The 24,853-nt window shown below is 70.7% G+C and carries 26 protein-coding genes; 14 read left to right on the forward strand and 12 right to left on the reverse strand.

Annotated elements, in window-relative coordinates; genetic code table 11:
- Positions 1-80: 80 nt before the first annotated feature.
- Positions 81-467, forward strand: coding sequence for an RNA polymerase-binding protein RbpA (locus Q5722_RS00385; RefSeq protein WP_107699674.1), 387 nt, complete (start codon positions 81-83; stop codon positions 465-467).
- 27 nt (positions 468-494) lie between these two features.
- On the opposite strand, the gene Q5722_RS00390 is transcribed toward Q5722_RS00385, so the two are convergent.
- The 4 genes from Q5722_RS00390 to Q5722_RS00405 all read right to left on the reverse strand — a co-directional run bounded on the left by Q5722_RS00390 (position 495) and on the right by Q5722_RS00405 (position 4,609).
- Positions 495-989, reverse strand: coding sequence for an FxsA family protein (locus Q5722_RS00390; RefSeq protein WP_305026236.1), 495 nt, complete (start codon positions 987-989; stop codon positions 495-497).
- Between the two features lie 4 nt (positions 990-993).
- Positions 994-1,773 carry a polyprenol monophosphomannose synthase gene (locus Q5722_RS00395; RefSeq protein ID WP_305026237.1) on the reverse strand — a complete coding sequence of 260 codons (780 nt, stop codon included), beginning with the start codon at positions 1,771-1,773 and terminating at the stop codon, positions 994-996.
- Positions 1,751-3,250, reverse strand: a complete 1,500-nt coding sequence (lnt, locus tag Q5722_RS00400; protein WP_305026238.1) for an apolipoprotein N-acyltransferase — start codon at positions 3,248-3,250, stop codon at positions 1,751-1,753. The genes Q5722_RS00395 and lnt overlap by 23 nt, the downstream gene beginning before the upstream one ends.
- A gap of 414 nt (positions 3,251-3,664) precedes the next feature.
- Positions 3,665-4,609 carry an alpha/beta hydrolase gene (locus Q5722_RS00405; protein ID WP_305026239.1) on the reverse strand — a complete coding sequence of 315 codons (945 nt, stop codon included), beginning with the start codon at positions 4,607-4,609 and terminating at the stop codon, positions 3,665-3,667.
- A 105-nt stretch (positions 4,610-4,714) separates the two neighbouring features.
- Between Q5722_RS00405 and Q5722_RS00410 the strand changes: the two genes are divergently transcribed.
- The 12 genes from Q5722_RS00410 (at position 4,715) to Q5722_RS00465 (ending at position 14,996) form a co-directional block, all read left to right on the forward strand.
- Positions 4,715-5,647: a 5'-3' exonuclease gene (locus tag Q5722_RS00410; RefSeq protein WP_369415004.1), complete on the forward strand. Its 933-nt coding sequence runs from the start codon at positions 4,715-4,717 to the stop codon at positions 5,645-5,647.
- 99 nt (positions 5,648-5,746) lie between these two features.
- On the forward strand, positions 5,747-7,030 hold the full coding sequence (urtA, locus tag Q5722_RS00415) for an urea ABC transporter substrate-binding protein (protein ID WP_305026240.1): 1,284 nt from the start codon (positions 5,747-5,749) through the stop codon (positions 7,028-7,030).
- A gap of 96 nt (positions 7,031-7,126) precedes the next feature.
- Positions 7,127-8,011 carry an urea ABC transporter permease subunit UrtB gene (gene urtB / locus Q5722_RS00420; RefSeq protein WP_305026241.1) on the forward strand — a complete coding sequence of 295 codons (885 nt, stop codon included), beginning with the start codon at positions 7,127-7,129 and terminating at the stop codon, positions 8,009-8,011.
- The gene (gene urtC, locus Q5722_RS00425; protein ID WP_305026242.1) at positions 8,008-9,084 is read left to right on the forward strand and encodes an urea ABC transporter permease subunit UrtC; all 1,077 of its coding nucleotides are present in this window, start codon (positions 8,008-8,010) and stop codon (positions 9,082-9,084) included. Before urtB ends, urtC begins: the two co-directional genes overlap by 4 nt.
- Positions 9,081-9,848 (forward strand): urea ABC transporter ATP-binding protein UrtD, encoded by a 768-nt coding sequence (gene urtD / locus Q5722_RS00430; protein ID WP_305026243.1) that lies wholly within the window; start codon positions 9,081-9,083, stop codon positions 9,846-9,848. The genes urtC and urtD overlap by 4 nt, the downstream gene beginning before the upstream one ends.
- A complete protein-coding gene (locus Q5722_RS00435; protein WP_305026244.1) occupies positions 9,841-10,521 on the forward strand; it encodes an ATP-binding cassette domain-containing protein in 681 nt (226 codons plus the stop codon). The genes urtD and Q5722_RS00435 overlap by 8 nt, the downstream gene beginning before the upstream one ends.
- A 1-nt stretch (position 10,522) precedes the next feature.
- Positions 10,523-10,825 (forward strand): urease subunit gamma, encoded by a 303-nt coding sequence (locus Q5722_RS00440; protein ID WP_305026245.1) that lies wholly within the window; start codon positions 10,523-10,525, stop codon positions 10,823-10,825.
- An 8-nt stretch (positions 10,826-10,833) separates the two neighbouring features.
- Positions 10,834-11,145: an urease subunit beta gene (gene ureB, locus Q5722_RS00445; protein ID WP_369415005.1), complete on the forward strand. Its 312-nt coding sequence runs from the start codon at positions 10,834-10,836 to the stop codon at positions 11,143-11,145.
- Complete coding sequence (locus Q5722_RS00450; protein WP_305026246.1) at positions 11,146-12,852, forward strand: urease subunit alpha; 1,707 nt, start codon at positions 11,146-11,148, stop codon at positions 12,850-12,852.
- Positions 12,853-12,855: 3 nt separating this feature from the next.
- Entirely contained in the window at positions 12,856-13,527 is a 672-nt protein-coding gene (locus Q5722_RS00455; protein ID WP_305026247.1) for an urease accessory protein UreF, read from the forward strand.
- The gene (ureG, locus tag Q5722_RS00460; protein WP_305026248.1) at positions 13,520-14,233 is read left to right on the forward strand and encodes an urease accessory protein UreG; all 714 of its coding nucleotides are present in this window, start codon (positions 13,520-13,522) and stop codon (positions 14,231-14,233) included. Before Q5722_RS00455 ends, ureG begins: the two co-directional genes overlap by 8 nt.
- Positions 14,217-14,996 carry an urease accessory protein UreD gene (locus Q5722_RS00465; protein ID WP_305026249.1) on the forward strand — a complete coding sequence of 260 codons (780 nt, stop codon included), beginning with the start codon at positions 14,217-14,219 and terminating at the stop codon, positions 14,994-14,996. The genes ureG and Q5722_RS00465 overlap by 17 nt, the downstream gene beginning before the upstream one ends.
- On the opposite strand, the gene Q5722_RS00470 is transcribed toward Q5722_RS00465, so the two are convergent.
- The gene (locus Q5722_RS00470) at positions 14,933-16,024 is read right to left on the reverse strand and encodes a substrate-binding domain-containing protein (protein WP_305026250.1); all 1,092 of its coding nucleotides are present in this window, start codon (positions 16,022-16,024) and stop codon (positions 14,933-14,935) included. The two genes, Q5722_RS00465 and Q5722_RS00470, sit on opposite strands and share 64 nt — an antisense overlap.
- Before the next feature lie 41 nt (positions 16,025-16,065).
- Here Q5722_RS00470 and Q5722_RS00475 point away from each other — a divergent pair, with 41 nt between their 5' ends.
- A complete protein-coding gene (locus Q5722_RS00475; protein ID WP_305026251.1) occupies positions 16,066-16,536 on the forward strand; it encodes a MarR family winged helix-turn-helix transcriptional regulator in 471 nt (156 codons plus the stop codon).
- 23 nt (positions 16,537-16,559) lie between these two features.
- Here Q5722_RS00475 and Q5722_RS00480 read toward each other — a convergent pair whose 3' ends face one another.
- The 7 genes from Q5722_RS00480 to pafA all read right to left on the reverse strand — a co-directional run bounded on the left by Q5722_RS00480 (position 16,560) and on the right by pafA (position 24,809).
- Entirely contained in the window at positions 16,560-19,361 is a 2,802-nt protein-coding gene (locus Q5722_RS00480; protein WP_305026252.1) for a DEAD/DEAH box helicase, read from the reverse strand.
- Between the two features lie 25 nt (positions 19,362-19,386).
- Positions 19,387-20,223, reverse strand: a complete 837-nt coding sequence (gene tatC, locus Q5722_RS00485) for a twin-arginine translocase subunit TatC (protein ID WP_305026253.1) — start codon at positions 20,221-20,223, stop codon at positions 19,387-19,389.
- A gap of 14 nt (positions 20,224-20,237) precedes the next feature.
- The gene (gene tatA / locus Q5722_RS00490; protein WP_305026254.1) at positions 20,238-20,465 is read right to left on the reverse strand and encodes a twin-arginine translocase TatA/TatE family subunit; all 228 of its coding nucleotides are present in this window, start codon (positions 20,463-20,465) and stop codon (positions 20,238-20,240) included.
- Between the two features lie 47 nt (positions 20,466-20,512).
- Entirely contained in the window at positions 20,513-21,469 is a 957-nt protein-coding gene (locus Q5722_RS00495) for a helix-turn-helix transcriptional regulator (protein WP_305026255.1), read from the reverse strand.
- On the reverse strand, positions 21,466-22,437 hold the full coding sequence (locus Q5722_RS00500; protein ID WP_305026256.1) for a helix-turn-helix transcriptional regulator: 972 nt from the start codon (positions 22,435-22,437) through the stop codon (positions 21,466-21,468). The genes Q5722_RS00495 and Q5722_RS00500 overlap by 4 nt, the downstream gene beginning before the upstream one ends.
- A 17-nt stretch (positions 22,438-22,454) precedes the next feature.
- Positions 22,455-23,372, reverse strand: coding sequence for an FKBP-type peptidyl-prolyl cis-trans isomerase (locus Q5722_RS00505; RefSeq protein WP_305026257.1), 918 nt, complete (start codon positions 23,370-23,372; stop codon positions 22,455-22,457).
- 75 nt (positions 23,373-23,447) lie between these two features.
- Positions 23,448-24,809, reverse strand: coding sequence for a Pup--protein ligase (gene pafA, locus Q5722_RS00510; protein ID WP_305026258.1), 1,362 nt, complete (start codon positions 24,807-24,809; stop codon positions 23,448-23,450).
- Positions 24,810-24,853: the final 44 nt, after the last annotated feature.

Consider the following 24,853-nt stretch of genomic DNA (forward strand, 5'->3'; position numbering starts at 1 on the left):
CGTCATGGTGACGGCTCCCGTGCGTCCCATCAGCGAGAGCCACATCAACGGGAACCACCCCACGTCATCCGGAGGTAGCAATGGCAGAGCGCACGCTGCGCGGGGCTCGTCTCGGAGGCCAGAGCTTCGAGGACGAGCGCGGGATCGAGTTCGCTGCACGGCAGCAGGTCGGTTACAACTGCCCGCAGGGGCACTTCTTCGAGATCACGATGTCGGTCGAGGCCGACATCCCGGCCCAGTGGGAGTGCCCGCGCTGTGGCACCGTCGCGCTGAGCGCAGCGGGCATCCTGCCCGAGGAGAAGGCCGAGAAGCCTGTACGCACGCACTGGGACATGCTCCTCGAGCGTCGCTCGGTCGAGGAGCTGGAGGACATCCTCACCGAGCGGCTGGAGCTCCTGCGCGGTGGCGAGATCGGACCGGCCCACCTGCACCGCCCGAGCAAGGCCAAGAAGAAGGCCAACGCCTGAGCCGATGCACCGCCGAGCCCGGCTCGGTCAGTCGTCGACGACCTCGCCCTGCACCACGTCGTGGTGCCCCCGGCGGGGTCGTTGCTCATTTCCGCCGAGGTCGGGACCACCGGCCAGCGGTCGCGACGGCAGCACGACCAGGCGCGCTGCGACGAACCGGGTGAGCACACCGCGTGCGATCGGGCGCGTGAAGGGCAGGATGCAGAAGAAGCCGACGATGTCGGAGAGGAACCCGGGCGTGAGCATCAGTACGCCGCCCACCAGGATCAGCATGCCGTCGGCGATCTCGCGAGCGGGCATCCGTCCGGACCCGAACGCCGCGCCGAGTGCCGCGAGCGCGCGCCGACCCTCGCGCTTGAGGAGCCACGCGCCGAACAGGCTGTCGGCGACCAGCAGGAGGATCGTCCACCCGACCCCGACCGTCTGGCCGACCCGCACGATCACGATCAGCTCGAGCAGCGGCACACCGATGAAGAGGACGGCCAGCAGCCAGCCGGGGACGCTGCGTACGGAGGTGGTCACACCCTCAGCGTCGCATGCCGCCCAAGGCGCGGAGCACCTGGCCCCACCTCTGCTTCAGCCCCCACCAGGTGATGCGCTGCAGTGACTCCACAGCCACCGCCCGGCTCATCTTGGAGTCACCCCGTTCGCGCTCGACGAACTCGATGGGGACCTCACGCACGGTCAGGCCCGACTTGAGGGTCCGCCAGGCCATGTCCGTCTGGAAGACGTAGCCGGTGACGTTGACCGTGCCGATGTCGATCTTCTCCAGCGTCGTGCGCCGGAACAGCCGGTAGCCGGCGGTGGAGTCGTGCACGCGGATCCCGAGCAGGAGCCGGACGTAGAGGTTGCCGAAGGCCGACAGCAGCCGTCGGAAGAGCGGCCAGTTCACGACGGACCCACCGGGGACGTAGCGAGAGCCGATCACGAGGTCGGCGTCGAGGAGCGCCGACCGCAGGCGGTAGAGCTGCTCGGGCTGGTGCGAGCCGTCGGCATCCATCTCGCCGATGACGTCGTAGCCCTGGGCGAGCGCGACCTGGAAGCCGTGCAGGTACGCCGCGCCGAGGCCGGCCTTCTCCGTGCGGTGCACGACCTGGACCTGCGGGTCCTCGGCCGCCAGCGCATCGGCGATCGCACCGGTGCCGTCGGGCGAGCCGTCGTCGACGATCATCACGTCGACCTCGGGCTCAGCGGCCCTGAGCCGTCCGACGATCCAGGCGAGGTTCTCGGCCTCGTTGTACGTGGGAACGACCATGACGGTACGGCCGAGCCCGTCGTTCACGTCACTGCGTCCTTCGCTGTTCACGCCTGCGACGATACGCGCGGGACGTGAACGCGAGCCCAAGCAACGTCAACGCCACGGCGACGGGACCGAGGACAGGTCCGACCCAGAGCGACGGGGGCCTGCTGTCGTAGAGCTGCACCGGCTGGACGAGGACGTCCCTCGTCCGCGTCTGGGCAGTGTCGACGAGGTCGCCGTCGGCGTCGATGAAGCCGGTCCGCCCATTGGTGGAGGCAACCGCGACGTCCCGGCCCAGCTCCTTCGCGCGCACCCGCGTGATGGCGAACTGCTGGTCGATCTGCCGCGTGTTGATGAAGGTCGCGTTGGACGTCTGGACGACGACCATCCGTGCACCGCGACGGACCTCGTCGGCCAGCGGCTGGCTGAACGCGACGTCGAAGCAGATCGCGTCGGCGACCTCGGTCCCCGCGATGGTGAGCGGCGTCCGGCGGGTGCCCGCCTCCATGTCACGGCGGACCAGGCCGAGGTCCTCGGTGAACCGCGTGCCGAAGACGCCGCGCCACGGCACGAACTCGCCGAACGGCACCGGATGGGCCTTCACGTAGGTCTCCCCTGGGCCCGTGGCCGGGTCCATGACGATGCCCTGGTTGATCACCCGGGTGCGGTCGCGGGGGTCGTCGGAGATGGCTCCGACCAGCACGGGACGGCCGACATGCGCGAGGGCGCGGCTGATGTCGCGACGCACTCGCGGGTCGGCCTCGGGATCGACCGCCGTGGAGTTCTCCGGCCAGACCACGAAGTCCGGCATGGGCGCACGGCCGGCCCGGACGTCGTTCGCAAGGCGGACGGTGAGGTCGGAGTGCGAACGGGTGACCTCGTAGTGGTGGGTCGCGACGAGGGTGCCGTCGCCGGGCACGTCCCCCTGGACGAGTGCGACCGTGGCGGTCCCTGTGCCGTGGCGGGGCGGCTGGACCCAGGCAGGCAGGACCAGCAGCGCGACGAGCCCCGCGATGACGACCAGCGCTCCCCTCCCCCGACCCTCGGTGAGCAGCCACGCGAGCCCGGCCCCGAGGCAGGCCACCACCAGGCCCGCGCCGGGTACGCCGATCCACGGGAGCCAGTTCGCGACCGGGGTGTCGATCACTCCCAGACCGAGGTCGCCCCAGGTGAAGCCCCCGAGCGGCAGGTGACCCCGTACGGTCTCGGCGGCGAGCCAGGCGACGGCGTACCAGGCCGGCCAGAGGCGGAGCGTTCCCAGACGGGCCAGGACCACGGCGAGGACGACGAGGAAGGCGGCCTGGAGGAGGGTGATCGCCACCCACGCATCGTTGCCGAGCGTGCGCATCCAGAGCAGGTGCGTGCCGAAGAAGGCCAGGCCGAAGGCACCGCCAGCGGCCGCGGCGCGAGTCGGGGTCGCGCCGCGGGCCGCGAGGAAGTAGGCGGCAAGCCCGACCGGCATCAGCCAGGCCCATGTCACCGGCTCGAAGGCCAGTGCGGTGACCACACCGGCCGTCGTGGCGACGAGGAGGCGGGTGGGCACGGCGGCTAGGTTACCGGCGTGCCCGCACCCCTCCCTCCGCAGGCGAAGGAGTGGCCCGACCCTTCGGGCCCACCCGGTGCGCTGCTGGCTGCGACGGCCGGGAAGTTGTCTAGGGAGTCGGGTTCCTGCGCGTCTGCCCCCGAAGCGGGTCCCCGACTGGCGGACACCGCACTCGTTCGGAACTGGTGGGGACCCGAGGAGTACGGCGCCTTCCGGCCGGTTCGGCCGCGACGGCTGCGCGGGCGGACTGCCCGAATGTGCTGGTTTCCGGCGTCGATGTCAACCCTCGTCTGACCAGCGCGAACGCACGAACCCGCAGGTCAGCGACAGGCCCGCGTCACGGTTCGTTTGCCGGGATTTTCCAGACGATCGGCGTGTCGGTCTGCGACACGCCGGGACCGGTGACCGACGTCCTCACGCCGAGGCGGCGGCCTCACCCCTGACAGCGGACCAGGCACGGTCCGCCCATGCCGCGAGCGCCCCGACGGCCTCCACCGCTTCCGGCACGACGGACGCCGCCTGGAAGACGTGGACCTGTCCCGGCCAGACGTGCAGGTCCGTGGGGACGCCTGCTTCCTCGAGCAGCTGCGCGAAGCGGGCCACCTGACGGTAGAGCGCCTCGCTGGAGCTCACCTGCAGCAGGACCGGCGGCAGGGTGGCGAGGTCGCAGTCGACCGGGGTGCGGACCGCCCCGGGTGCGCCGCCGACCACGCGGCCGAAGGTGCGCAGCGCACGCGGCCCGAAGACGTGGTCGCCTCGACGCGTGCGGCCGACCGGCGTACGGATGAAGTCGAAGTCGATCAGCGGCGACATGCCGACCAGTGCCCGCGGCATCGGAAGCCCGGCCTCGCGGGCGGCGTCGGCCACGGTGAAGATGAGGAAGCCGCCCGCCGAGTCGCCCATGAAGACGATCTCCTCCGGGGACACGCCCTGGGCGAGCAGGTGGCGATAGGCCGCCAGGCCGTCGGCGGTGGACTGGGTGACCGAGTGTCGGGGGAACTGGCGGTACTCCACGGAGGTGACCGTCGCCCCCGTCGCCGCTGCGATCCGCGACAGCAGCCCGCCGTGGAGGTGCCAGCCGCCGACGAGGAACGCGCCGCCGTGGAAGTACAGGACGTGCCGCCCGGGCCGGGCCGACCCGTGGCGCACGACCCGCGCGCGGATGGGGCCGATGCGGGACTCCTCGAACCGGGTTCCGGGGACCTTGCGCTGCAGCTGGCCGAGCTGGTCGACCACGCCGTAGGGCCACGGCAGGGACGGGGCCCAGGCCCAGGCGTCGATGATCCGGCGCGCGCTGTGGCGCAGCACCAGGCCGAGGACCTGGGACTGGAGGGAACCGCCTCCGAAGTCGGTGCGCATGGATGTGACGGTACCCACAAAGGCCACCGGTGGTTGCCATTTCGCGATGTTTTCTGGACAGCTGCCCAGAGGGCCTCGTCGGGGACGTCCGGCAGAATCTCCGCCGTGACCCAGCGCCTCATGCTCCTCGACACCGCGTCGCTCTACTTCCGTGCCTTCTTCGGGGTGCCGGACTCGATGCGGGCGCCTGACGGCACGCCGGTGAACGCCGTGCGCGGCCTGCTCGACTACATCAGCCGCCTCGTCGAGGAGTACTCCCCCACCGACCTGGTCTGCTGCTGGGACAACGACTGGCGTCCGCAGTGGCGGGTCGACCTCATCCCGAGCTACAAGGCGCACCGGGTCGTCGAGGAGGTCGCGAGCGCGCCTGACGTCGAGGAGATCCCCGATCCCCTGCTCGTGCAGGTGCCGGTCATCCGCGAGGTCCTCGCTGCGTACGGCATCGCCGTGGTCGGTGCCGACGGGTACGAGGCCGACGACGTCATCGGCACGCTGGCCACCGGCGCCGGCATGCCGGTCGACATCGTCACCGGCGACCGCGACCTCTTCCAGCTCGTGGACGACGCCGCGGCGGTCCGGGTCCTCTACGTGGGCCGCGGCGTGAGCCGTCACGACCGCGTCGACGAGGCCTGGGTGCGCGACAGGTACGCCATCGAGGCCCGGCAGTACGCCGACTTCGCGACACTCCGCGGCGACGCGTCCGACGGCCTCCCCGGCGTCAAGGGCGTCGGTGAGAAGACGGCCGCGACGCTCCTGCAGCGCTTCTCCGACATCCCGACGCTGGTGGCGGCCGTGGAGGACCCGGCCAGCGACCTCGGACCGGGCCCGCGCGCCAGGCTGCGTGACGCCGAGGCCTACCTGGCGGTCGCCCCGAAGGTGGTGGCTGTGGCCCGCGACATCGACCTCGGTGAGCACGACACGGTCCTGCCGGGCGCGCCGCGCCATCGTGACGTGCTCGACGCCCTCGTGGAGCAGTGGGGCCTGGGCGCCTCCGCGGAGCGCCTCTCCGCGACGCTGGCGCGCGTAACAGGGATTTAATTCCATTCGGTAATAACTGAAACGCCTGCTTCCTACGGTCAGGGCCACGAGAGCACATCCGTGCTTCACCGAGTGGTCCTACCGAGAGGTCTTACCAAGGTGTTCAATTCCCGCAACCGCACGCTGTCCGTGACGGCTGCCGCGCTCGCGACGGGTCTTCTCCTGTCCAGCTGCGGTGGCGCCACCACGAAGGACGCGGCTCCCTCCGCAGCTCCGAAGTCCTGTGTCGACACCTCGGGAGACACGATCAAGCTCGGCTTCCTCAACTCGCTCACCGGCGGCATGGCGATCTCGGAGAAGACCGTCTCCAAGACGCTGCACATGGCGGCCGACGAGATCAACGCCTCGGGCGGCATCCTGGGCAAGAAGATCGTCCCCATCCAGGAGGACGGAGCCACTGACTGGCCGACCTTCGCCGAGAAGGAGGAGAAGCTCCTCACCAAGGACTGCGTCGCGGCTACCTTCGGCGGCTGGACGTCCTCCTCCCGCAAGGCGGTCAAGCCGGTGGTCGAGAAGTACAACGGCCTCTTCTTCTACCCCGTCCAGTACGAGGGCCTGGAGTCGTCGAAGAACATCTACTACACCGGTGCCACCACCAACCAGCAGATCATCCCGGCGATGGACTTCCTCAAGAAGCAGGGCGTGAAGACCCTCTTCCTGGCCGGCTCCGACTACGTCTTCCCGCGCACCGCCAACGCGATCATCAAGCTGTACGCCAAGCAGCTCGGCATCAAGATCGTCGGCGAGGAGTACGTCCCGCTGGACAAGGCCGACTGGACGACGCAGGTCGCCAAGATCGTGAAGGCGAAGCCGGACTTCATCTTCAACACCATCAACGGCTCCTCCAACGTCGGCTTCATCAAGGCCTACTACGACGCGGGCCTGTCGCCGAAGACGACGCCGATCATCTCCGTCTCGATCGCCGAGGAGGAGGCCCCCGCCATGGGCCACGACGTCTCGGGCAACTACGCCTCGTGGAACTACTTCCAGTCGCTGAAGACCCCGACCAACCCGAAGTTCATCGCCGACTGGAAGAAGTACCCGGGCAGCTCCGGCGTCACCTCCGACCCGATGGAGGCGGCGTACGACTCGCTGTACCTCTACAAGGCGCTCGTGGAGAAGGCCGGCTCGTTCGACGTCGACAAGATCAACGCCGCCGCCAAGGCCAACAAGATCACCTTCAACGCACCCGAGGGCATGATCACGCTCGACGGCGACAACCACCACATCTACAAGCCCGGCCACATCGGCCGGATCAACAAGGACAACCAGTTCGACATCGTCTGGTCGTCGCCGGAGTTCATCAAGCCGGACCCGTACCTCGAGGGCTACGACTGGTTCCCGGCCGCGACGCGCGACGCGCTCGTCAAGGCAGCCGGCTGATCCTGCTCCACCCGGGAGGGGCCCCGTGTGTCGCACACGGGGCCCCGCTCCCCCGCCTCTTCGACGCATCGACGTCGTCACCGGAAGGTCCCCTGCGTGGATTCCCTCATCGCTCCGCTCCTCAACGGCACCGCAGACGGTGCCCTCCTGCTCATCGCCGCGCTCGGCCTGGCGCTGACGTTCGGCCAGATGGGCGTCATCAACATGGCGCACGGCGAGTTCCTGCTCGCCGGGGCACTGACCGGCTACGTCATCCAGCAGGCGATCTCCAGCACCAACGGCTCGATCCTGGTGGCCCTGCCGGTCGCGTTCGTCGTCGCCGGCCTGCTGGGCGTCGCCCTCGAGGCGACCGTGATCCGCTGGATGTACGACCGTCCGCTCGACACGCTGCTCGCGACCGTCGGTGTCGCGATGATCCTGCGCCAGGTCGTGCTGGACACCTTCCCGAGCCAGGGCGTCGGCGTGGTCACCCCCGACTGGCTCGACCACCAGCTCGACGTCTTCGGCTACGAGTGGCCGCTCCGGCAGCTGTTCACGATCGTCCTGGCGGCCGCCTGCCTCACCGCCCTTGCAGCGCTGCTCAAGTTCACGGCGTTCGGTCGCCAGATCCGGGCGACGGTGCAGAACCGCGCGCTCGCGGAGACGCTCGGCGTCTCCACCCGCCAGGTGGACCGGATCACCTTCTTCGTGGGTTCCGGCCTCGCCGGCGTGGCCGGCGTCGCGATCTCCCTGATCGCCGCCACCGACTCGACGCTCGGCACCAAGTACATCGTCTCGGCGTTCCTGGTCGTGGTGGCCGGGGGTCTCGGCCAGCTCAAGGGCACCATCATCGCGGCCTGGGTGGTCGGCGTGTCGACGGCGTTCTTCACCCAGTGGACGACGGGCAGCATCGCGCAGGTGATCGTCTTCGTCCTCGTCGTGATCTTCCTTCAGGTCAGGCCGCAGGGCCTGTTCACGGTCCGCACCCGGGGGCTCGCATGACCACCAGGCTCAAGTCACTCCTGCCGCTCGTCGGCATCGCTGCGCTGGCCATCGCGCTCCTGGTCGTGGCGCCCGCCGTCCTCAGCGACCTGCGCCTCAACAACCTCGCGAAGTACTGCTGCTGGGCGATGGTCGCCGTCGGCATCGGCCTGGTCTGGGGCCGCGGCGGGATGCTGGTGATGGGCCAGGGCGTGTTCTTCGCGCTCGGCGCCTACGCCATGGGCATGCACATGCAGCTCGAGTCCGTCGGCGAGGGTGGCATCCCGACGTTCATGATCCTCTACGACCCGCTCGCTCCCCTGCCGGCGTTCTGGGAGCCCTTCCGCAGTGGTGCGTTCACGATCGCAATGATCGTCGTGGCTCCGGTGGTGGTCGCCTCGGTGCTCGGCTTCGCCATCTTCAAGCGCCGGGTCAAGGGTGCCTACTTCGCGATCCTGACCCAGGCACTCGCGGTCGCGCTGGCGACCCTGATCAGCGGCACCATCAAGTACACCGGTGGCGACACGGGCCTCTCCGGGTTCACCTCGTTCTTCGGGTACACCCTCGACGACCCGCTCAACCGCCGGCTGATCTTCACCATCACGGCCTCGCTGCTCGTCGGCTGCCTCGTCGTGGCCTGGCAGCTCTACCGCAGCCGCTTCGGGGAGCTGCTGGTCGCCACCCGCGACGCGGAGGAACGGGTCCGCTTCCTGGGCTACGACCCAGCCAACGTCAAGCTGGTCGCCTTCGTGGTGGCCGCCGTGATGGCCAGCATCGGCGGTGCGATGTTCGTGCCGATCGCGGGCATCATGGCGCCGAAGTCGATGGACGCGGCAGCGTCGATCTTCTTCATCGCCGGTGTCGCCCTGGGTGGGCGTGCGGCGCTCTTCGGCCCGGTGCTCGGGGCCCTCGCCGTCGGCTACGGGCAGTCCACGCTCTCCGAGCGGTGGCCCGGCGCGTGGATCTACCTGCTCGGACTGCTCTTCATCGTGGTCACCATCGCCCTCCCCGGCGGCATCGCCTCGCTCGGCAGCCGGGGAGCTGCCGCCCTGGCCCGCGTGCGTCCCCCTCACCGGAAGGCGGAATCGGCATGACCGATCGTCACCTGCATCCTGAGGCCCTGCTCGTCCGGGACCTCAGCGTCGCCTTCGACGGCTTCAAGGCCGTCTCCGGCGTCGACATCACGTTCGCTCCGGGCGAGCTGCACTTCCTGATCGGCCCCAACGGCGCGGGCAAGACGACGCTGGTCGACGCCCTGACCGGCCTGGTGAAGGGCACCGGCTCGGCGTCGTACGGCGGGAAGGAGCTGCTCGGCATGCGGTCGCACAAGATCGTCCGCGCAGGCATCGGGCGGACCTTCCAGACCGCCACGGTCTTCGAGCAGCTGTCCGTGCTGCAGAACCTCGACATCGCAGCGGGCCTGCACCGACCCGCGTGGAAGCTCGCGTTCGCCCGACACGGCGTTCCGGCGAAGGTCGAGGAGGCGCTCGAGACCATCGGCCTCTCCGACCTGCGCCACCGGCCCGCGGGCGTGCTCGCCCACGGCCAGAAGCAGTGGCTCGAGATCGGCATGCTGCTCGTCCAGGACGCGCGCGTGATGTTCCTCGACGAGACGGTCGCGGGCATGAGCGCGGAGGAGCGTGCCGGTACCGGCGACCTGCTGAGGCGGATCGGGGGCGACCGGACCATCGTCGTCATCGAGCACGACATGGACTTCGTGCGCACGTACGCCGACCTGGTCACCGTCATGCACGCCGGCAAGGTGCTCGCCGAGGGCACCGTCGCCGAGATCCAGGCCAACGAGGCCGTCCAGGAGGTCTATCTGGGCCGGACGGCGAAGGGACAGGTCCATGCTTGAGCTGAAGTCGGTGACGGCCGGCTACGGGCGCACCATGGTGCTCGACGACGTGAGCATCAGCATCCCCACCGGCCAGGCCGCTGCGATCATGGGCCACAACGGCGCCGGCAAGACCACGCTCCTCCGGGTCGCCTGCGGCCTGCTCCCGGTGAAGCGGGGCCAGGTGCTGCTGGACGGCGAGGACGTGACGAGGCTCCGGCCGAGCGCCCGGGTGCGGCGCGGTCTGGGCTACGTCCCGCAGGGTCAGCTCTGCTTCCCGCAGATGACGACTCTCGAGAACCTGCACCTCGTCAGCACCGAGCGGGCGGCGGTGGACGGCGTCCTCGACACGTTCCCCGCGCTGCGCGCGCAGCTGGGGAGGCGTGCTGGGCTGCTCTCGGGCGGCCAGCGCCAGCAGCTCGCGATCGCGCGCACCCTCCTGACGCAGCCGCGGCTGCTGATCCTCGACGAGCCGACCGAGGGGATCCAGCCCAACGTCGTCGAGGAGATCGAGCAGGTGATCACGCGCCTCGCCGAGCGCGGTGACCTGTCGGTGCTGCTCGTGGAGCAGCACGTCGGGTTCGCGCTTCGCGTGACCGACCGCTACTACGTGCTCGAGTCCGGCCGGATCACCTCGACCGGCGACGGCGGTGACGGCGCCGAGGGTGCCGTCCGGGCAGCGATGGCGGTCTGACATGCACCTCACGCAGAGTGACACCGAGAAGCTGCTCCTCTCCGTCGCGGGCATGGTGGCCCGCGACCGGCTGGCGCGCGGTGTACGGCTCAACTACCCCGAAGCGGTGGCCTACCTGTCCACGTGGGTGATCGAGCGGGCGCGTGACGGCCTCAAGGTCTCGGACCTCATGGTCCTCGGACGCGAGGTCCTCACCCGTGACCAGGTGATGCCCGAGGTCGCGTCGATGCTGCGCGACGTCCAGGTGGAGGCCACGTTCCCGGACGGCCGCAAGCTCGTCACGATCCACCAGCCGATCGCCTAGGAGGACCCATGGCCATCTCCACGACCGGACCCGGCTCCTTCCGGGTCACCGACGGCACCCTCGAGCTGAACGCCGGGCGGCTGCGCCGCACGCTCGTCGTGCTGAACACCGGCGACCGCCCGATCCAGGTCGGCTCGCACCTGCACCTCCCCGATGCGAACAGCGCGCTGGACTTCGACCGTGAGGCCGCCCGCGGCTTCCGGCTCGACATCCCCTCCGGGACCTCACGCCGGTTCGAGCCCGGTGCGTCACGCGAGGTCGACATCGTCGCCCTGGGCGGTCCCGGCCTCGTTCCCGGCATCCAGATCAAGGAGTCCTGAGTGGTCTTCGTGACGCGCGAGCAGTACGCCGCGCTCTACGGCCCGACCGTCGGCGACCAGGTCCGCCTCGGCGACACCGACCTGTGGATCGAGGTGGAGCGGGACCTGACGTTCGGCGGCGACGAGGCGGTCTTCGGCGGCGGGAAGTCGATCCGGGAGTCGATGGCACAGGGCACGACCACGCGCGCCGAGGGTGCTCCGGACACGGTGATCACCAACGCGCTCGTGCTCGACCACACCGGCGTGTTCAAGGCCGACGTCGGCATCCGCGACGGGCGCATCGTCGCCCTGGGCCGCGCCGGCAACCCCGACATCAGCGACGGCGTGCACCCGCTGCTCCGGATCGGTCCGTCGACCGACGTGATCTCCGGCGAGGGCCGGATCCTCACCGCCGGTGCGATCGACGTGCACGTGCACTTCCTCTCGCGTTCTCAGCTGATGGAGGCACTCGCGACCGGCATCACGACGGTCGGAGGCGGTGGCACCGGACCCTCCGAGGGATCGAAGGCCACCACCGTGACGCCGGGTGCGTGGCACCTGCAGTCCGTGCACCGCGCGCTGGACTCGCTGCCGCTCAACGTCCTGCTGATGGGCAAGGGCAACACGGTCTCCGCGGCCGGCCTCGCCGAGCAGGCGCTGGCGGGAGCTGCGGCGTACAAGGTGCACGAGGACTGGGGCTCGACGCCCGCGGCGATCGACGCGGCCCTGCGGGCTGCCGACGAGCACGGCCTCCAGGTCGCGCTCCACTCCGACAGCCTCAACGAGGCGGGCTACCTCGAGTCGACGGTGCGTGCGATCGGCGGGCGCTCCATCCACGCCTTCCACGCGGAAGGTGCCGGAGGCGGACACGCCCCGGACATCCTCGAGGTCGCGTCGCTCCCGCACGTCATCCCGGGCTCGACCAACCCGACGCTGCCCCACACCGTCAACACCGTGGCCGAGCACCTCGACATGCTGATGGTTTGCCACCACCTCAACCCCCGTGTCCCGGAGGACCTCGCCTTCGCCGAGTCGCGGATCCGGGCGACGACGATCGCGGCCGAGGACCTGCTGCACGACATGGGCGCCCTCTCGATCACCTCCTCCGACGCGCAGGCCATGGGGCGTATCGGCGAGGTGGTCTGCCGGACCTGGCAGGTCGCGCATGCCATGAAGAACCGGCTCGGCCCGATCGGCGGTGTCGCCGACAACCTCCGCGCCACGCGCTACGTCGCCAAGTACACGATCAACCCGGCCATCGCCCACGGCATCGCCGACGAGGTCGGCTCGGTGGAGACCGGCAAGCTGGCCGACCTCGTGCTGTGGGACCCGCGCTTCTTCGGGATCCGTCCGGAGGTCGTGATCAAGGGCGGCATGCTGGTCTGGGGCGCACTCGGCGACCCGAACGCGTCCATCCCGACCCCGCAGCCCCAGCTGATGCGGCACACGCTCGTGGATCCCGCCGACGGAGCGGGGGCCGACCACGCCGTCACCTTCGTCGCGCCGTCCGCGATCGAGGACGGCCTGGCCGAGCGGCTCGGACTGCGCCGGCGCCTGGTCGGGGTGGCGCCGACCCGCGACATCGGCAAGGCCGACATGGTGCACAACGACGCGCTGCCGCGGATCGAGGTCGACCCGGAGACGTTCGCGATCTCCATCGACGGCCAGCGCGTGGTGCCCCTGCCCGCCGAGCGGCTGCCGCTGGCGCAGCTCTACACGATGTTCTGAGCCATGACGTCTCCCGCCACCGCCAGCGACCTCGTGCTGATGCTGCTCGCCGACGCGCGCCTGCCGGTCGCCGGCCACACCCAGTCCGCAGGGCTGGAGCCGGCGGTGGCAGACGGGCTGCGCGACGTCCCCGGGTACATCAGGACGCGGCTGCACACCGTGACCAGGGTCGATGCGGCCTCGGCCGTCGTCGCGCTCCACCGCCTGCGCCAGGGCATGGCACTGGACGAGGTCGAGACGGCCTGGGCCGCCCGCACGCCGAGCGCGGCGATGCGCCGTACCTCGCGGGGCCAGGGGAAGGCCCTGCTCCGCCTGGCCCGGCGTCTCTGGCCCGATGCCGCCGTGATCGGCACGGTCGCGTCCCTGGACGCGCCGTCGCGTCCCCTCGTGCTGGCCGCCTGCGCGGCCGTCACGGGTCTCGCGCCGCGCTCGCTGGCCCGCCTCGTCGGCTACGACGACGTCCAGACCGTCGGGTCCGCCGCACTCAAGCTGCTGCCGCTCGATCCGGCCGACGTCGCCTGCTGGGTGTACGACGCCCTGCCGGACGTGGAGGCGATGGCCGACGCGGTGGCCGCGCTGCTCGACCCCCACGAGATCCCCGCTGCGGGGGCCCCGCAGCTCGAGGCATGGGCCGAGGCCCACGCCCGCACCACGAGGAGACTGTTCAGTGCGTGATGACTTCGCCCCCACCTTCGCCTGCGACTCCCGGGCCCTGCGGCTCGGCGTCTGCGGCCCCGTCGGCACCGGCAAGAGCAGCCTCATCGCCCTGCTGTGCCGGGAGCTCGCCGGGTCGCTGCAGCTGGCCGTGGTCACCAACGACATCTACACCGACGAGGACGCACGCATGCTGCGGGCCGCCGGTGTGCTCGATCCGGACCGGATCCGGGCCGTGGAGACCGGCGCCTGTCCGCACACCGCGATCCGTGACGACATCACCGCCAACCTGATCGCGGTGGAGGAGCTCGAGGCGGACTACGTCGACCTCGACGTGGTGCTGATCGAGTCCGGGGGCGACAACCTGACGGCCACGTTCTCACCGGCGCTGGTCGACGTGCAGGTCTTCGTCCTCGACATCGCCGGCGGCGGCGACGTGGCACGCAAGGGTGGGCCCGGCATCGAGCGCGCGGACCTGCTCATCGTGAACAAGACCGACCTGGCGCCCCACGTGGGCGTGGACCGTGACCGGATGGTCGCCGATGCCAGCGCGGCCCGCGACGGCCGACCGGTCATCGCCCTCGCGCGGACCGACCCGGACGCGATCGCCGAGCTGACGGCGTGGGTCCGGCACCAGCTCCAGCATCACCGGGAGGGTCTGCTGGTCCCGCAGGACCCGGGGCCGATGGCAGCCCACAGCCATGGTGACCATGTCCACGTCCACTGAGGTCGCGAGCAGCACCACCGTCCGCGTGGAGCTCGCCGGCGACCGGGTGCGGGTCCACCTTGCCTGCGACGCGCCCGTCGGCGCGCCCCAGGTGCGGCCCCTGCTCCTCGGCAGCGACGCCCGGTCCGCGCGCGTGGCACTGGTCCCCGACGGTGCGCTTCTCCTGGCCGAGGACCACGTGAGGATCTCCGTGGAGGTGGGGCCCGGGGCCGCGCTGGAGCTCGTGGAGCCAGGCGGCACCGTGGCCTATGACATGGGCGGCGGATGGGCTCGCTGGGATGTCTCCGTGGCGGTCGGAGCCGACGCCTCCCTGATCTGGCACGGCGAACCGTTCGTGGTCAGCGGCGGCGCGGGGGTCCGTCGTACGACGCGGGCGGTCGTCCACGAGCGGGCGCAGGTCGCCGTGAGGGAGGTCCTCGTCCTTGGCCGCCACGGCGAGGCGTCCGGGCGGCTGGTCCAGACAGTCGTCTGCGACGATCCGGCCGGCAGGCCCCTACTCGTGGAGGGGCTCGACGTCGATGCCCGGCGTGCAGCGGCACTCCTCGGCGGGAACGCCGTGATGGTGTCGGCCGTCGTGCTCGGCGCTCACTCGTGCGATGCCGGGCCCGCGACGGTGCGCTACGACCTGGAGGCCGGCGGCCACCTGTACCGCGCCTGCGCGGGCTCCGTGCACGAGGCGATCGACCACGCGCTCTGGGATCAGGTCGTGCGCGCGATCCGCTCGCGGACCTCGAACTCCATGCCCACGGCCTCGGCGAGGTAGACATCCTGGTCCACGAGGTTGCCGTCGAGGCGGAGCAGGCCACGCGGACTGGCGTAGGCGTGGCCGGTCTGGAGCGCCTCGACTGCGCGCACGTCGAGGCTGCCGCACACGTCGGCTACCCGCTCGAGGAAGTGGATCGCCTCGTAGCAGGACTCACCGACCGCGTTGAGCACCGGCGCCCAGCGGCCGAACCGTGCGTAGTACGCCGAGGCCAGGTTGGACCCGGCGGCCGTCGGGTGACCGTCGAAGTAGGCGGCCGCGGCGAAGAGCCCCCGGTGCGAGTCGGCGCCCCCGGCGAGCAGGGTGTTCTCCTCGACGGCCGGGCTCAGCCGATGGAGCCGGTCATCGAGGCCCGCGCGGGCGAACTGCCGGTTGAAGTGGACCGCGTCCTGTCCCATCAGCAGCATCATGACGCCGTCGACCGCGCTGCCCTCCAGCTCGCGGAGCACCTGCCGGAAGTCACGCGTGCCGAGTGGCACGTAGGTCTCGCTGACGATCGCGGACGGGCCCCCGTCGAGGGCGAGGCGAGCGGTGGCTCCGGTGACCCGCGGGAACACGTAGTCGTTGCCGATGACCGCCCACTGGCCGGTGCCGAGCTGCTCGCGCATCCAGTGCGCGGCAGGCAGCAGCTGGTTGATCGGGCGCTCGCCGAGCATGAAGACGCCGGGGGTGTCGTCGCGGCCCTCGTGCATGGCGGCGTACGCGTAGACGACCTGGCCACCGATGCGCCGCGTGATCGCCTGGCGCACCGCCGAGATGTGCCAGCCCGCGACCGCCTCCACGGCGCCCCGCTGGACCAGCGATGCCACCTCGGAGGCGACGACCTCGGGATCCCGGCCGCCGTCGACGATGGTGAGCTCGACCTCGCGCCCGAGGATGCCCCGTGCGGCGTTGAGCTGCTCGACCGCGAGCTGGCCCGCCGCGAGACAGGAGGGACCGTAGATGCCCGTGGGCCCCTGGAGAGGCACCACGAAGGCGATCGGCAGCGTCGCGTTGCGCTGCGTCGCGCGCGATGCCTCTGCCGTCATGTCGCCTCCGCACGTCGGGCCGTGGCGCCTACGATATCGGCATGAGTGAGCTGTCGACGGGGTCTTTGCCCGCGATGGACGCAGCGACGGGGCCCCGGGGTGCGGGCCTCTCGCTGCTGCTCAAGCACGCCGAACAGGCAGTGCGCCAGCGGCTGCAGCCTGCGCTGGACGAGCACGGGCTCACCTACGACCACTGGCGGATCCTCGCGGTGCTCGAGCTGCAGCCGGGGCTGACCATGAGCACCATCGCCGACGCGGCCGTCGTTCCCGCGGCGACGCTGACCCGGCTCGTCGACCGTCTCACCGAGTCAGCACTCGTGGTGCGACGGATCGACCGGGCGGACAAGAGGCGTGCCCTCGTCGCCCTCTCGCCCCGCGGCGAGGACGTGACCCGCGAGCTGCGTGCCATCGAGGACCGCCTCGCGTCAGAGGTCGCCGCGGCTCTCGGGCCTGATCGGGCGGCCGCGCTGCACCGCGACCTCACCGTCCTCGCACACGTCGTCGACCAGTAGCGGTCGGGTGTCCGACCGTTCGCTCAGTCGTCGTCACCCAGCGTCGAGAACGCGACCACGCCGCGGCGCATGCGGGCGCCGGCCTCGCGGGCGACCGTACGCATGGCACCGTCCCCGGTCGCAGCGGCGACCTGGTCGGTGAGGTCGAGCAGCTGCTTGGTCCAGCGCACGAAGTCACCCGCCGCCAGACCGGTCTCGCGCAGCACGTCGTCGAGGTCGTCGCCCTCGGCCCAGCGCCAGGCAGCCCAGGCGAACCCGAGATCGGGCTCCCGGAGGAAGTCGAGCCGGTTCTCCTTCTCGAGCACGTCGAGCTTCGCCCACAGGTGCACCATCTCGCCCACCACGTCCTTGACGATGCCGCCGGGCAGCCGCGGAGCCGCCGAGTCGTCGGCCCGGCGCCCCTCGAAGACGAGGACCGAGAGCACCGCGGCGAGCTCGGAAGGATCCAGCTCGTCCCAGAGGCCGGCACGCAGGCACTCGGCCGCGACGAGGTCCATCTCGGTGTGGATCCGCATGAGGTGGCGACCCTCGTCGGTCACGACCGTCGTGCCGTCCTGCTCCTCGAGGTAGCCCAGGCTGGAGAGCACGTCGCAGACCCGGTCGAACTGGCGGGCGATCGTGTTGGTGCGCGACTCGATGCGCCGCTGGAGCGTGTCGGCGTCGCGCTGCAGCTTGAAGTACCGCTCGGCCCACCGGGCGTGGTCCTCCCGGTCGTCGCAGCCATGGCACGGGTGCTGCTTGAGCTGTCGCCGCAGGGCGTCGGCCTCGTCGGTGGCGTGGTGCCGGGAGCCCGAGCGCGGACGGGTGCCCTGTCGGTCCCCGCGCTGCTCCTCCGGGAAGCCGTAGAGCGTCTTCTCGCGGAGGGCGGAGGCGAGGTCACGGCGCTGCTGCGGGTTGCGCCCGCTGAAGCCCTTCGGGATCCGCAGCCTCGCGAGGGGCGCGACCGGCGTCTGGAAGTCGATCAGGGCCAGGCGACGGGCCTGGCGGTCGAGCGTCACGACGTAGGGCCGCGGGCCCTCGGTCGAGATCCCGGGATCGACGACGACGGCGTAGCCGGCGAACTTCCCGTTGGGCACCCGGATCACGTCGCCGGGACGGAGCTTCTCGAGCGCGGCGACGACCTCGTCGCGGCGATCGGTACGCCGGTCGCGTGCGGCCGCCTTCTCCACGTCGGAGATGCGGCGTCGGAGCGCGGCGTACTCCATGAAGTCGCCGAGGTGGCACTGGGCCGCCTCCTTGTAGCCCTCGAGCGCGTCCTCGGCCTTCCGGTGCTGCCGGGCGAGGCCCACGACCGCCTTGTCGGCCTGGAACTGCGCGAAGGAGGCCTCGAGCAGCTCGCGTGCGCGCTCGCGGCCGACCTGGTGCACGAGGTTGACGGCCATGTTGTAGCTGGGCCGGAACGACGACCGGAGCGGGTAGGTGCGGGTCGAGGCGAGACCGGCCAGCTCCTTCGGGTTGGTGCCCGGCTGCCACAGGACCACGCCGTGCCCCTCGACGTCGAGGCCCCGGCGCCCGGCGCGGCCGGTCAGCTGGGTGTACTCCCCCGGCGTGATGTCGGCGTGGGTCTCGCCGTTCCACTTGGTCAGCTTCTCGATGACGACCGTGCGCGCCGGCATGTTGATGCCGAGCGCGAGGGTCTCGGTCGCGAAGACGACCTTGCAGAGGCCCCGCTGGAAGAGCTCCTCGACGCACTCCTTGAACGTCGGCAGCATGCCGGCGTGGTGCGCAGCGACGCCGCGCGTGAGGCCGTCGAGGAACTCGTGGTAGCCGAGCACCTGGAGGTCGGCCGCGGGCAGGTGGCGCACCTTCGCCTCGACGTACGCGAAGATCTCGTCGCGCTCCTCCGGGCTGGTCAGCCGCAGGTTGGCGTCGAGGCACTGGGTGACGGCTGCATCACAGCCCACCCGGCTGAAGATGAAGGTGATCGCAGGCAGCAGCCCCTCGCGGTCGAGGCGCTCGATCACCTCGACGCGGCTGGGGATCCAGACACGCCGGCCGTTGCCGACGTTCTTCTGGCCCGGCTTGCGCTTGTCGCGCGGCGTACGCCGGTCGCGGGTGCGGCTGGAGGCCCAGTCGTCGCGGGCCACCCGCATGAGCTGCGGGTTGACCGGCGCTCCCTCGCGGACGAAGCCGGCCTTCGCGTCGACGTCGGAGTCGGCGAAGAGGTCGTGCAGGTGGCGGCCCACCATGACGTGCTGGAAGAGCGGTACCGGGCGCTTCTCCTCGACGATCGTGGTGACCTCGTCACGCACCGTGTTGAGCCACTCGCCGAACTCCTCGGCGTTGGAGACCGTGGCGGAGAGGGCGACCAGGGCCACCGAGTCGGGCAGGTGGATGATCACCTCCTCCCACACGGCGCCGCGGGAGCGGTCGGCGAGGTAGTGGACCTCGTCCATGACGACGTGGCTCAGGCCCGCCAGCGTGCGGGAGCCGGCGTACAGCATGTTGCGGAGCACCTCGGTCGTCATCACGACGATCGGAGCCTCGCTGTTGACGCTGTTGTCGCCGGTGAGCAGGCCGACCTTCTCGGGGCCGTAGCGCTCGACGAGGTCGTGGAACTTCTGGTTGCTCAGCGCCTTGATCGGCGCGGTGTAGAAGCACTTGCGGCCCTGTGTGAGCGCCAGGTGGATCGCGAACTCGCCCACGATCGTCTTGCCCGAGCCGGTGGGCGCGGCGACCAGGACGCCGCGGCCCCGCTCCAGCTCGTGGGCCGCGCGGACCTGGAAGTCGTCGAGCGGGAAGTCGTACAGCGAGGCGAACTCGGCGAAGACCGGGAACTCCTGGCGCTTGCGGAATGCGGCGTACTGCTCAGACGGCGAGGTCACACCACGACCCTAGTCCGCTGCCGGATCAGATCGGTGACGCCTCGTCGGGCGACAGGCCGGCGAAGGGGTCGGCCGCGACCTTGCGCCGGTCGTGGACGCGCGCGACGCCCTCGGAGACGAAGAAGAGCAGGCACATCGGGATCGCCATGGCCGTCATGGTGAACGGATCCGTCGACGGCGTCGCGATCGCCGCGAAAACGAAGACGAAGATGATGATCCAGTGCCGGTACGCCGCGAGGGTCGCGCCCTTGACCACGCCGGCGAGGTTCAGCAGCACCACGAAGACCGGGATCTCGAACGCGATGCCGAACATCAGCAGCGTGCGCGTGAAGAAGGTCAGGTAGTGGTTGAAGTCGACCAGGTTGGTGAAGTTATCCGGCGTGAAGCCGATCAGGATCTCCAGACCCTTGGGCAGCGTGTAGTAGCCCAGGGCGACGCCGGCGAGGAAGAGCGGGCCGGCGACGGTCACGAAGATCGCGGTCCACTTCTTCTCGTGGCGGTGCAGTCCGGGCAGCACGAAGGCCCAGAGCTGGTAGAGCCAGAGCGGCGCGGTCAGCACGGTGGTCGCGAGCGCCGAGAGCTGCAGGTAGACCATGAGCGGCTGGCCGGCCCCCTGGATCACCGGCTCCGTCGTGCCCTTCGGCAGGGCCGCCTGCGCGTCGAGGTAGGGACCGAAGACGACGTCGAGCAGCTGCTCGTGGAAGACGAGGGAGAGGCCGAAACCCACCAGCCAGATCAGCGCGATCTTGAGCAGGCGCGCCCGGAACTCGCGGAAGTGGTCCGACAGCGCCATGCGGCCGTCGGCGCCGACGGGGTGGACCGGGGCGCCACGGAAGAGCCGGACGATCCCGCTCCCGTACATGACGGGGCGGTCCTTCAGTTCGTCTCGGTGGGCTTGTCGCCGTCGACGACCGTGCCCTCCACCGTCGACGTGTCGGCGTTGTCCCCCTCGCGCAGGCCCTTGGTCTCGGCCTTGAAGATGCGGAGCGCCTGGCCGCTGTTGCGCGCGAGCTCGGGGAGCTTCTTCGCGCCGAAGAGAAGCACGACGACAGCGAGGATCAGGAGCAGCTCCCAGCCACCGGGGAACTCAAGCAGGGAATACATGGTCGTCCTCATCGCATCGGGTCGGGCGTTCGGCTGAATCGTACGCCTCAGGTGTACAACGCCCGGACCTCGGCCACCGTCTGGCGGTACGCCGCGGCGTACGCGTCAGGGGCGAGGACGCTGACGTGCGGGGTCAGCCGCAGCAGGAGCCGCTGCAGCCAGGCTTCGTCGGCCACCCGGAGAGTGACGTCGAGCGCCCCGTCGCTGCCCTCCGCGCGGCTCTCGACCGGGTAGTACTCCGCCACCCACCGCGCAGCCGGGGCGAGCCGCAGCGTGACCAGTGGCAGGTCCGCAGCGGGCCGGAAGATGCCCTCGGACAGGTCCAGCGGGGCGAGGTCGTGGTCAGCGGCGGGCGTGTCGAGCACGGTGACCGCGAGCATCCGGTCGAGCCGGAAGGAACGCCGGTCGTCGGCGCGGTGGCACCATGCGTCGAGGTAGTCCACTCCCCCGTCGGTCACGATGCCCAAGGGGTCGACCACGCGCTCGGTCACCTCGTCGCGCGACGCGACCAGATAGCGCAGGCCGACCTGGCGCCTGTCCCGGACGGCGCCCTCGAGCGTCGCCCGGGTGGCGGCCTGCGGCCCGGGGCGGACTGCGACGGACGCCACCGGGCGGGCACCGACGGCCTCCTCGATCTTGGCCACCGCGCGGTCGATCGACGGCAGCACGTCCTCGCCTGCGCTGCTGCGCAGGGTCTGGAGTGCCACCAGCAGCGCCGACGCCTCGGCGCGGCTCAGCCGCAGCGGCGCAGCGAGGTAGTCGGCGTTGGCGATCCGGATCATGCCGTCGCCGCCGGGCTCCAGGGCATCGAGGTCGACCTCGATCAGGTCGCCCGGGAGCCATCCGGGCCAGCCACAGAAGATGAGGACACGCAGGTCCGTCACGAGCTGCGCAGGGCTGACCCCGAGCAGCGCGGCGGCCTCGTCGACGTGGATCTCGCCGCGTCGCCGGATCAGCGGCACGAGGGCCAGCAGGCGGCCGACCTGGTCCTTGGCCGAGCTCATGCGGACTCCTGCACCGCGTCGAGTCGCCGCACGACCTCCGTGACCAGCGCGTCGGGCGCCTCCGCGCGTACCGCGGTGCCGTGGGCGAGCACCTCGTCGGCCAGCCAGCGGAGCGACGAGACGGTGAGCGTGACCCGGTCCCAGCCGGTGCTGCCGTCGGGGCCGGTCACACCGGCCTCCACCACGTCCCCGGTACGCCGCAGGGACGCGCCGCTGCCCTGGCGGACCAGCAGCGTCGCGGCCTCGGTGCGCGGGCCGGGGCCGAGGCGCCGGGTGAGGCTGCGCAGGTCGACACCGGGCGGCACGGCGTACGAGCCCGCGCGACCGATCTTGGTGATCCGGCCCTGGATCCGCGACAGCCGGAACATCCGCTCCGCGTCCCGGTCGAGGTCGCGACCGACGACGTACCACCGGCCCGAGGTGGAGACGAGGCCCCACGGCTCGAGCGTGCGCTTCATCGCCGCGGTCGCGCCGGCCCGCTGGTAGTCGAAGCTGACGCGCTGACGGTCGAGCGAGGCCTGCCACAGCGCGTCGAACGCCGGCTCCTCGGCGCTGATCTCCGGTGCGAGGACGTCCAGGCGCCCGCGGTCCACGTCGATGCCCGCGGCCGCCAGCTTGGCCAGTGCGTCGCTGGTGTGACCCGCCAGCCCGGCGTGGCGCCACACCCGCGTCGCGAGGCCGAGCACGGCGGCCTCGTCGGCGGTCAGCTCGATGCCCGGCAGGGCGAACTCGTCCGCCGGGATCCGGTAGCCCGGCTCGTCCTCGAAGAACCCGTCGACGTAGCCGGTCTCGACGGGGACGCCGAGGGCGCGCAGCTCTCCCTTGTCGCGCTCGAACATCCGCTCGAAGGCCTCGTCGGGGGCGTCGCGGTAGTCGTCGATGAGCGCGCGGATGCGCGCCTTGCCGACGTAGCGGCGCTGCACGAGCAGCAGGATCAGGAGGTTGAGCAGGCGCTCACTCTTCTGCACGGAACCTCCGTCCCGGATCAGGAGCCGCTGACGATGTCCATCACGAAGACGAGTGTCGAGTTGGCCGGGATGTCGGTGCCCTTGGCCTGGGCGCCGTAGCCGAGGTCCGCGGGGATCACGAGCTCGATGCGGCTGCCGACCTTGGCGCCGACGAGCCCGAGGTCCCAGCCCTGGATGACGCCACCGGAACCGACCGTGACCGAGATCGGGTCCCTGCCCTTGCTGAACGTCTCGTCGAAGACCTTGGAGGACCCGTAGACGCTGCCGAGGTACTTCACCTTGACGGTCTGGCCGGCCTTGATCGGCTCGCCGGTGCCGGGCTTGAGCGTGGCGCGCAGCAGGTCGGTCGACGGCTTCTTCGGGGACGCCGAGAAGTCGAAGCCCGCGGGCACGCCGCCGCCCTTGCCGAAGAGCTTCGGCACGGCGGAGCGGTCGACGTCCTTCGGACCGACCTTCTTGATGATGTCGATCACGAAGACCGTCGTGTCCTTGTTGCCGATGTTGAGCGAGGAGTTGCCCCCGGCCGGACCCCAGGTGTCGTCGGGCGCCGCGATGACCTCGATGCGCGAGCCGACGGTGGCACCGACCACGGCCTTCTTGATCGCCTTCAGGGTGTTGTCGTCGGCGGTGACCGAGGACGGCGACTCGCCCTCGTCGAACGTGCTGAACGCCTTCGCGCCGGTGTAGCCGTCGCCGATGTACATGTCGAGGCTGACCGAGTCACCTGCGGCGACAGTCGGGCCGTCGCCCTTCGAGAGCACCTTCACCTCGGTCTTCTCGCGCACCAGCGTGCCGTCGTAGGTGACCTTCGGGGCCGTGCCGAACGCTCCGGAGACGGTGACCTTGCCGGTGTCCGTGGAGTCGGTGCCGCCACAGGCGGCGAGGCCGGCCGTGGAGAGGGCGAGGACGGTGGAGGTGACGACGAGGCGGCGCACGGGTTCCCCTTGCAGGTGCAGGATCTTTGTCGCGGGCAGCCTAACCAACCCGGCTGAGTGGCACCTGAACGGCACTCACATCCCGTCGATCAGTCGCTGCACGCGCTCGTCCACGGCCCGGAACGGGTCCTTGCAGAGCACCGTCCGCTGTGCCTGGTCGTTGAGCTTGAGGTGCACCCAGTCCACCGTGAAGTCACGGTGCCGGTCCTGTGCGGCCTTGATGAAGTCCCCGCGCAGCCGGGCCCGGGTCTCCTGTGGCGGCACGGTCTTGGCGCGGAAGACCGCGAGGTCGTCGGTGACCCGCGCCACGGCACCTCGCCGGTCGAGCAGGTAGTAGAGACCGCGGTCGCGGCGGATGTCGTGGTAGGCGAGGTCGAGCTGGGCGATGCGGGCGTGGCCGAGCGGCAGGTCGTGCTTGGCGCGGTAGCGCTCGATCAGCTTCCACTTGATCACCCAGTCGATCTCGCGGTCGACGAGCGACAGGTCACCGGACTCGACGGCCTTCAGGCCCCGCTCCCAGAGGTCGAGGGTGCGGTCGATGACCGGCGTACGGAGGTCGCGGCGGTCCACGAAGTCGCGGGCCCGCGTGAGGTACTCCAGCTGGATCTCCAGCGCGCTCGCCTCGCGGCCGTTGGCCAGCCGCACCTTCTTGCGCCCGGTCATGTCGTGGGCGATCTCGCGGATCGCCCGGATGGGGTTCTCCATGGTGAGGTCGCGCATGACGACCCCGGACTCGATCATCCGCAGCACCAGGTCGCAGCTGGCGACCTTCAGCATCGTCGTCGTCTCCGACATGTTCGAGTCGCCGACGATGACGTGCAGCCGGCGGTAGCGCTCCGCATCGGCGTGGGGCTCGTCGCGGGTGTTGATGATCGGCCGGCTCCGCGTGGTCGCGGACGAGACGCCCTCCCAGATGTGCTCGGCGCGCTGGCTCACGGAATACGACGCTCCCCGCGGGGTCTGGATGATCTTGCCGGCGCCGACGATGATCTGCCGCGTCACGAGGAACGGGATGAGGACGTCGGCCAGCCTGCTGAACTCTCCCTGGCGGCTGACCAGGTAGTTCTCGTGGCAGCCGTAGGAGTTGCCTGCGGAGTCGGTGTTGTTCTTGAAGAGGTAGATGTCGCCGGCGATGCCCTCTTCGTGCAGGCGGTGCTCGGCATCGACGAGGAGCCCCTCGAGGATCCGCTCCCCCGCCTTGTCGTGGGCGACCAGCTCGGCGACGTCGTCGCACTCCGGCGTCGCGTACTCGGGGTGGCTGCCGACGTCGAGGTAGAGCCGGGCGCCGTTGCGGAGGAAGACGTTGGAGCTGCGTCCCCACGAGACGACCTTGCGGAAGAGGTAGCGCGCGACCTCGTCAGGACTCAGGCGACGCTGCCCGTGGAAGGTGCAGGTCACGCCGTACTCGTTCTCGATCCCGAAGATCCGACGGTCCATGACCCGACACTAGACCCGCATCCCACACGACGTGGCGGGTACGA

This window comes from Nocardioides jiangxiensis (assembly GCF_030580915.1).
GTDB classification, from domain to species: Bacteria; Actinomycetota; Actinomycetes; order Propionibacteriales; family Nocardioidaceae; genus Nocardioides; species Nocardioides jiangxiensis.

Excerpts from the sequence above, each read along its gene's own strand:
- Q5722_RS00385 (WP_107699674.1), top strand. The coding sequence starts at position 81 with ATGGCAGAGCGCACGCTGCGCGGGGCTCGTCTCGGAGGCCAGAGCTTC.
- Q5722_RS00405 (WP_305026239.1), bottom strand. The coding sequence starts at position 4,609 with ATGCGCACCGACTTCGGAGGCGGTTCCCTCCAGTCCCAGGTCCTCGGC.
- urtC (WP_305026242.1), top strand. The coding sequence starts at position 8,008 with ATGACCACCAGGCTCAAGTCACTCCTGCCGCTCGTCGGCATCGCTGCG.
- urtD (WP_305026243.1), top strand. The coding sequence starts at position 9,081 with ATGACCGATCGTCACCTGCATCCTGAGGCCCTGCTCGTCCGGGACCTC.
- Q5722_RS00435 (WP_305026244.1), top strand. The coding sequence starts at position 9,841 with ATGCTTGAGCTGAAGTCGGTGACGGCCGGCTACGGGCGCACCATGGTG.
- Q5722_RS00440 (WP_305026245.1), top strand. The coding sequence starts at position 10,523 with ATGCACCTCACGCAGAGTGACACCGAGAAGCTGCTCCTCTCCGTCGCG.
- ureB (WP_369415005.1), top strand. The coding sequence starts at position 10,834 with ATGGCCATCTCCACGACCGGACCCGGCTCCTTCCGGGTCACCGACGGC.
- Q5722_RS00455 (WP_305026247.1), top strand. The coding sequence starts at position 12,856 with ATGACGTCTCCCGCCACCGCCAGCGACCTCGTGCTGATGCTGCTCGCC.
- Q5722_RS00465 (WP_305026249.1), top strand. The coding sequence starts at position 14,217 with ATGTCCACGTCCACTGAGGTCGCGAGCAGCACCACCGTCCGCGTGGAG.
- Q5722_RS00470 (WP_305026250.1), bottom strand. The coding sequence starts at position 16,024 with ATGACGGCAGAGGCATCGCGCGCGACGCAGCGCAACGCGACGCTGCCG.
- Q5722_RS00475 (WP_305026251.1), top strand. The coding sequence starts at position 16,066 with ATGAGTGAGCTGTCGACGGGGTCTTTGCCCGCGATGGACGCAGCGACG.
- tatC (WP_305026253.1), bottom strand. The coding sequence starts at position 20,223 with ATGTACGGGAGCGGGATCGTCCGGCTCTTCCGTGGCGCCCCGGTCCAC.
- tatA (WP_305026254.1), bottom strand. The coding sequence starts at position 20,465 with ATGTATTCCCTGCTTGAGTTCCCCGGTGGCTGGGAGCTGCTCCTGATC.
- Q5722_RS00495 (WP_305026255.1), bottom strand. The coding sequence starts at position 21,469 with ATGAGCTCGGCCAAGGACCAGGTCGGCCGCCTGCTGGCCCTCGTGCCG.
- pafA (WP_305026258.1), bottom strand. The coding sequence starts at position 24,809 with ATGGACCGTCGGATCTTCGGGATCGAGAACGAGTACGGCGTGACCTGC.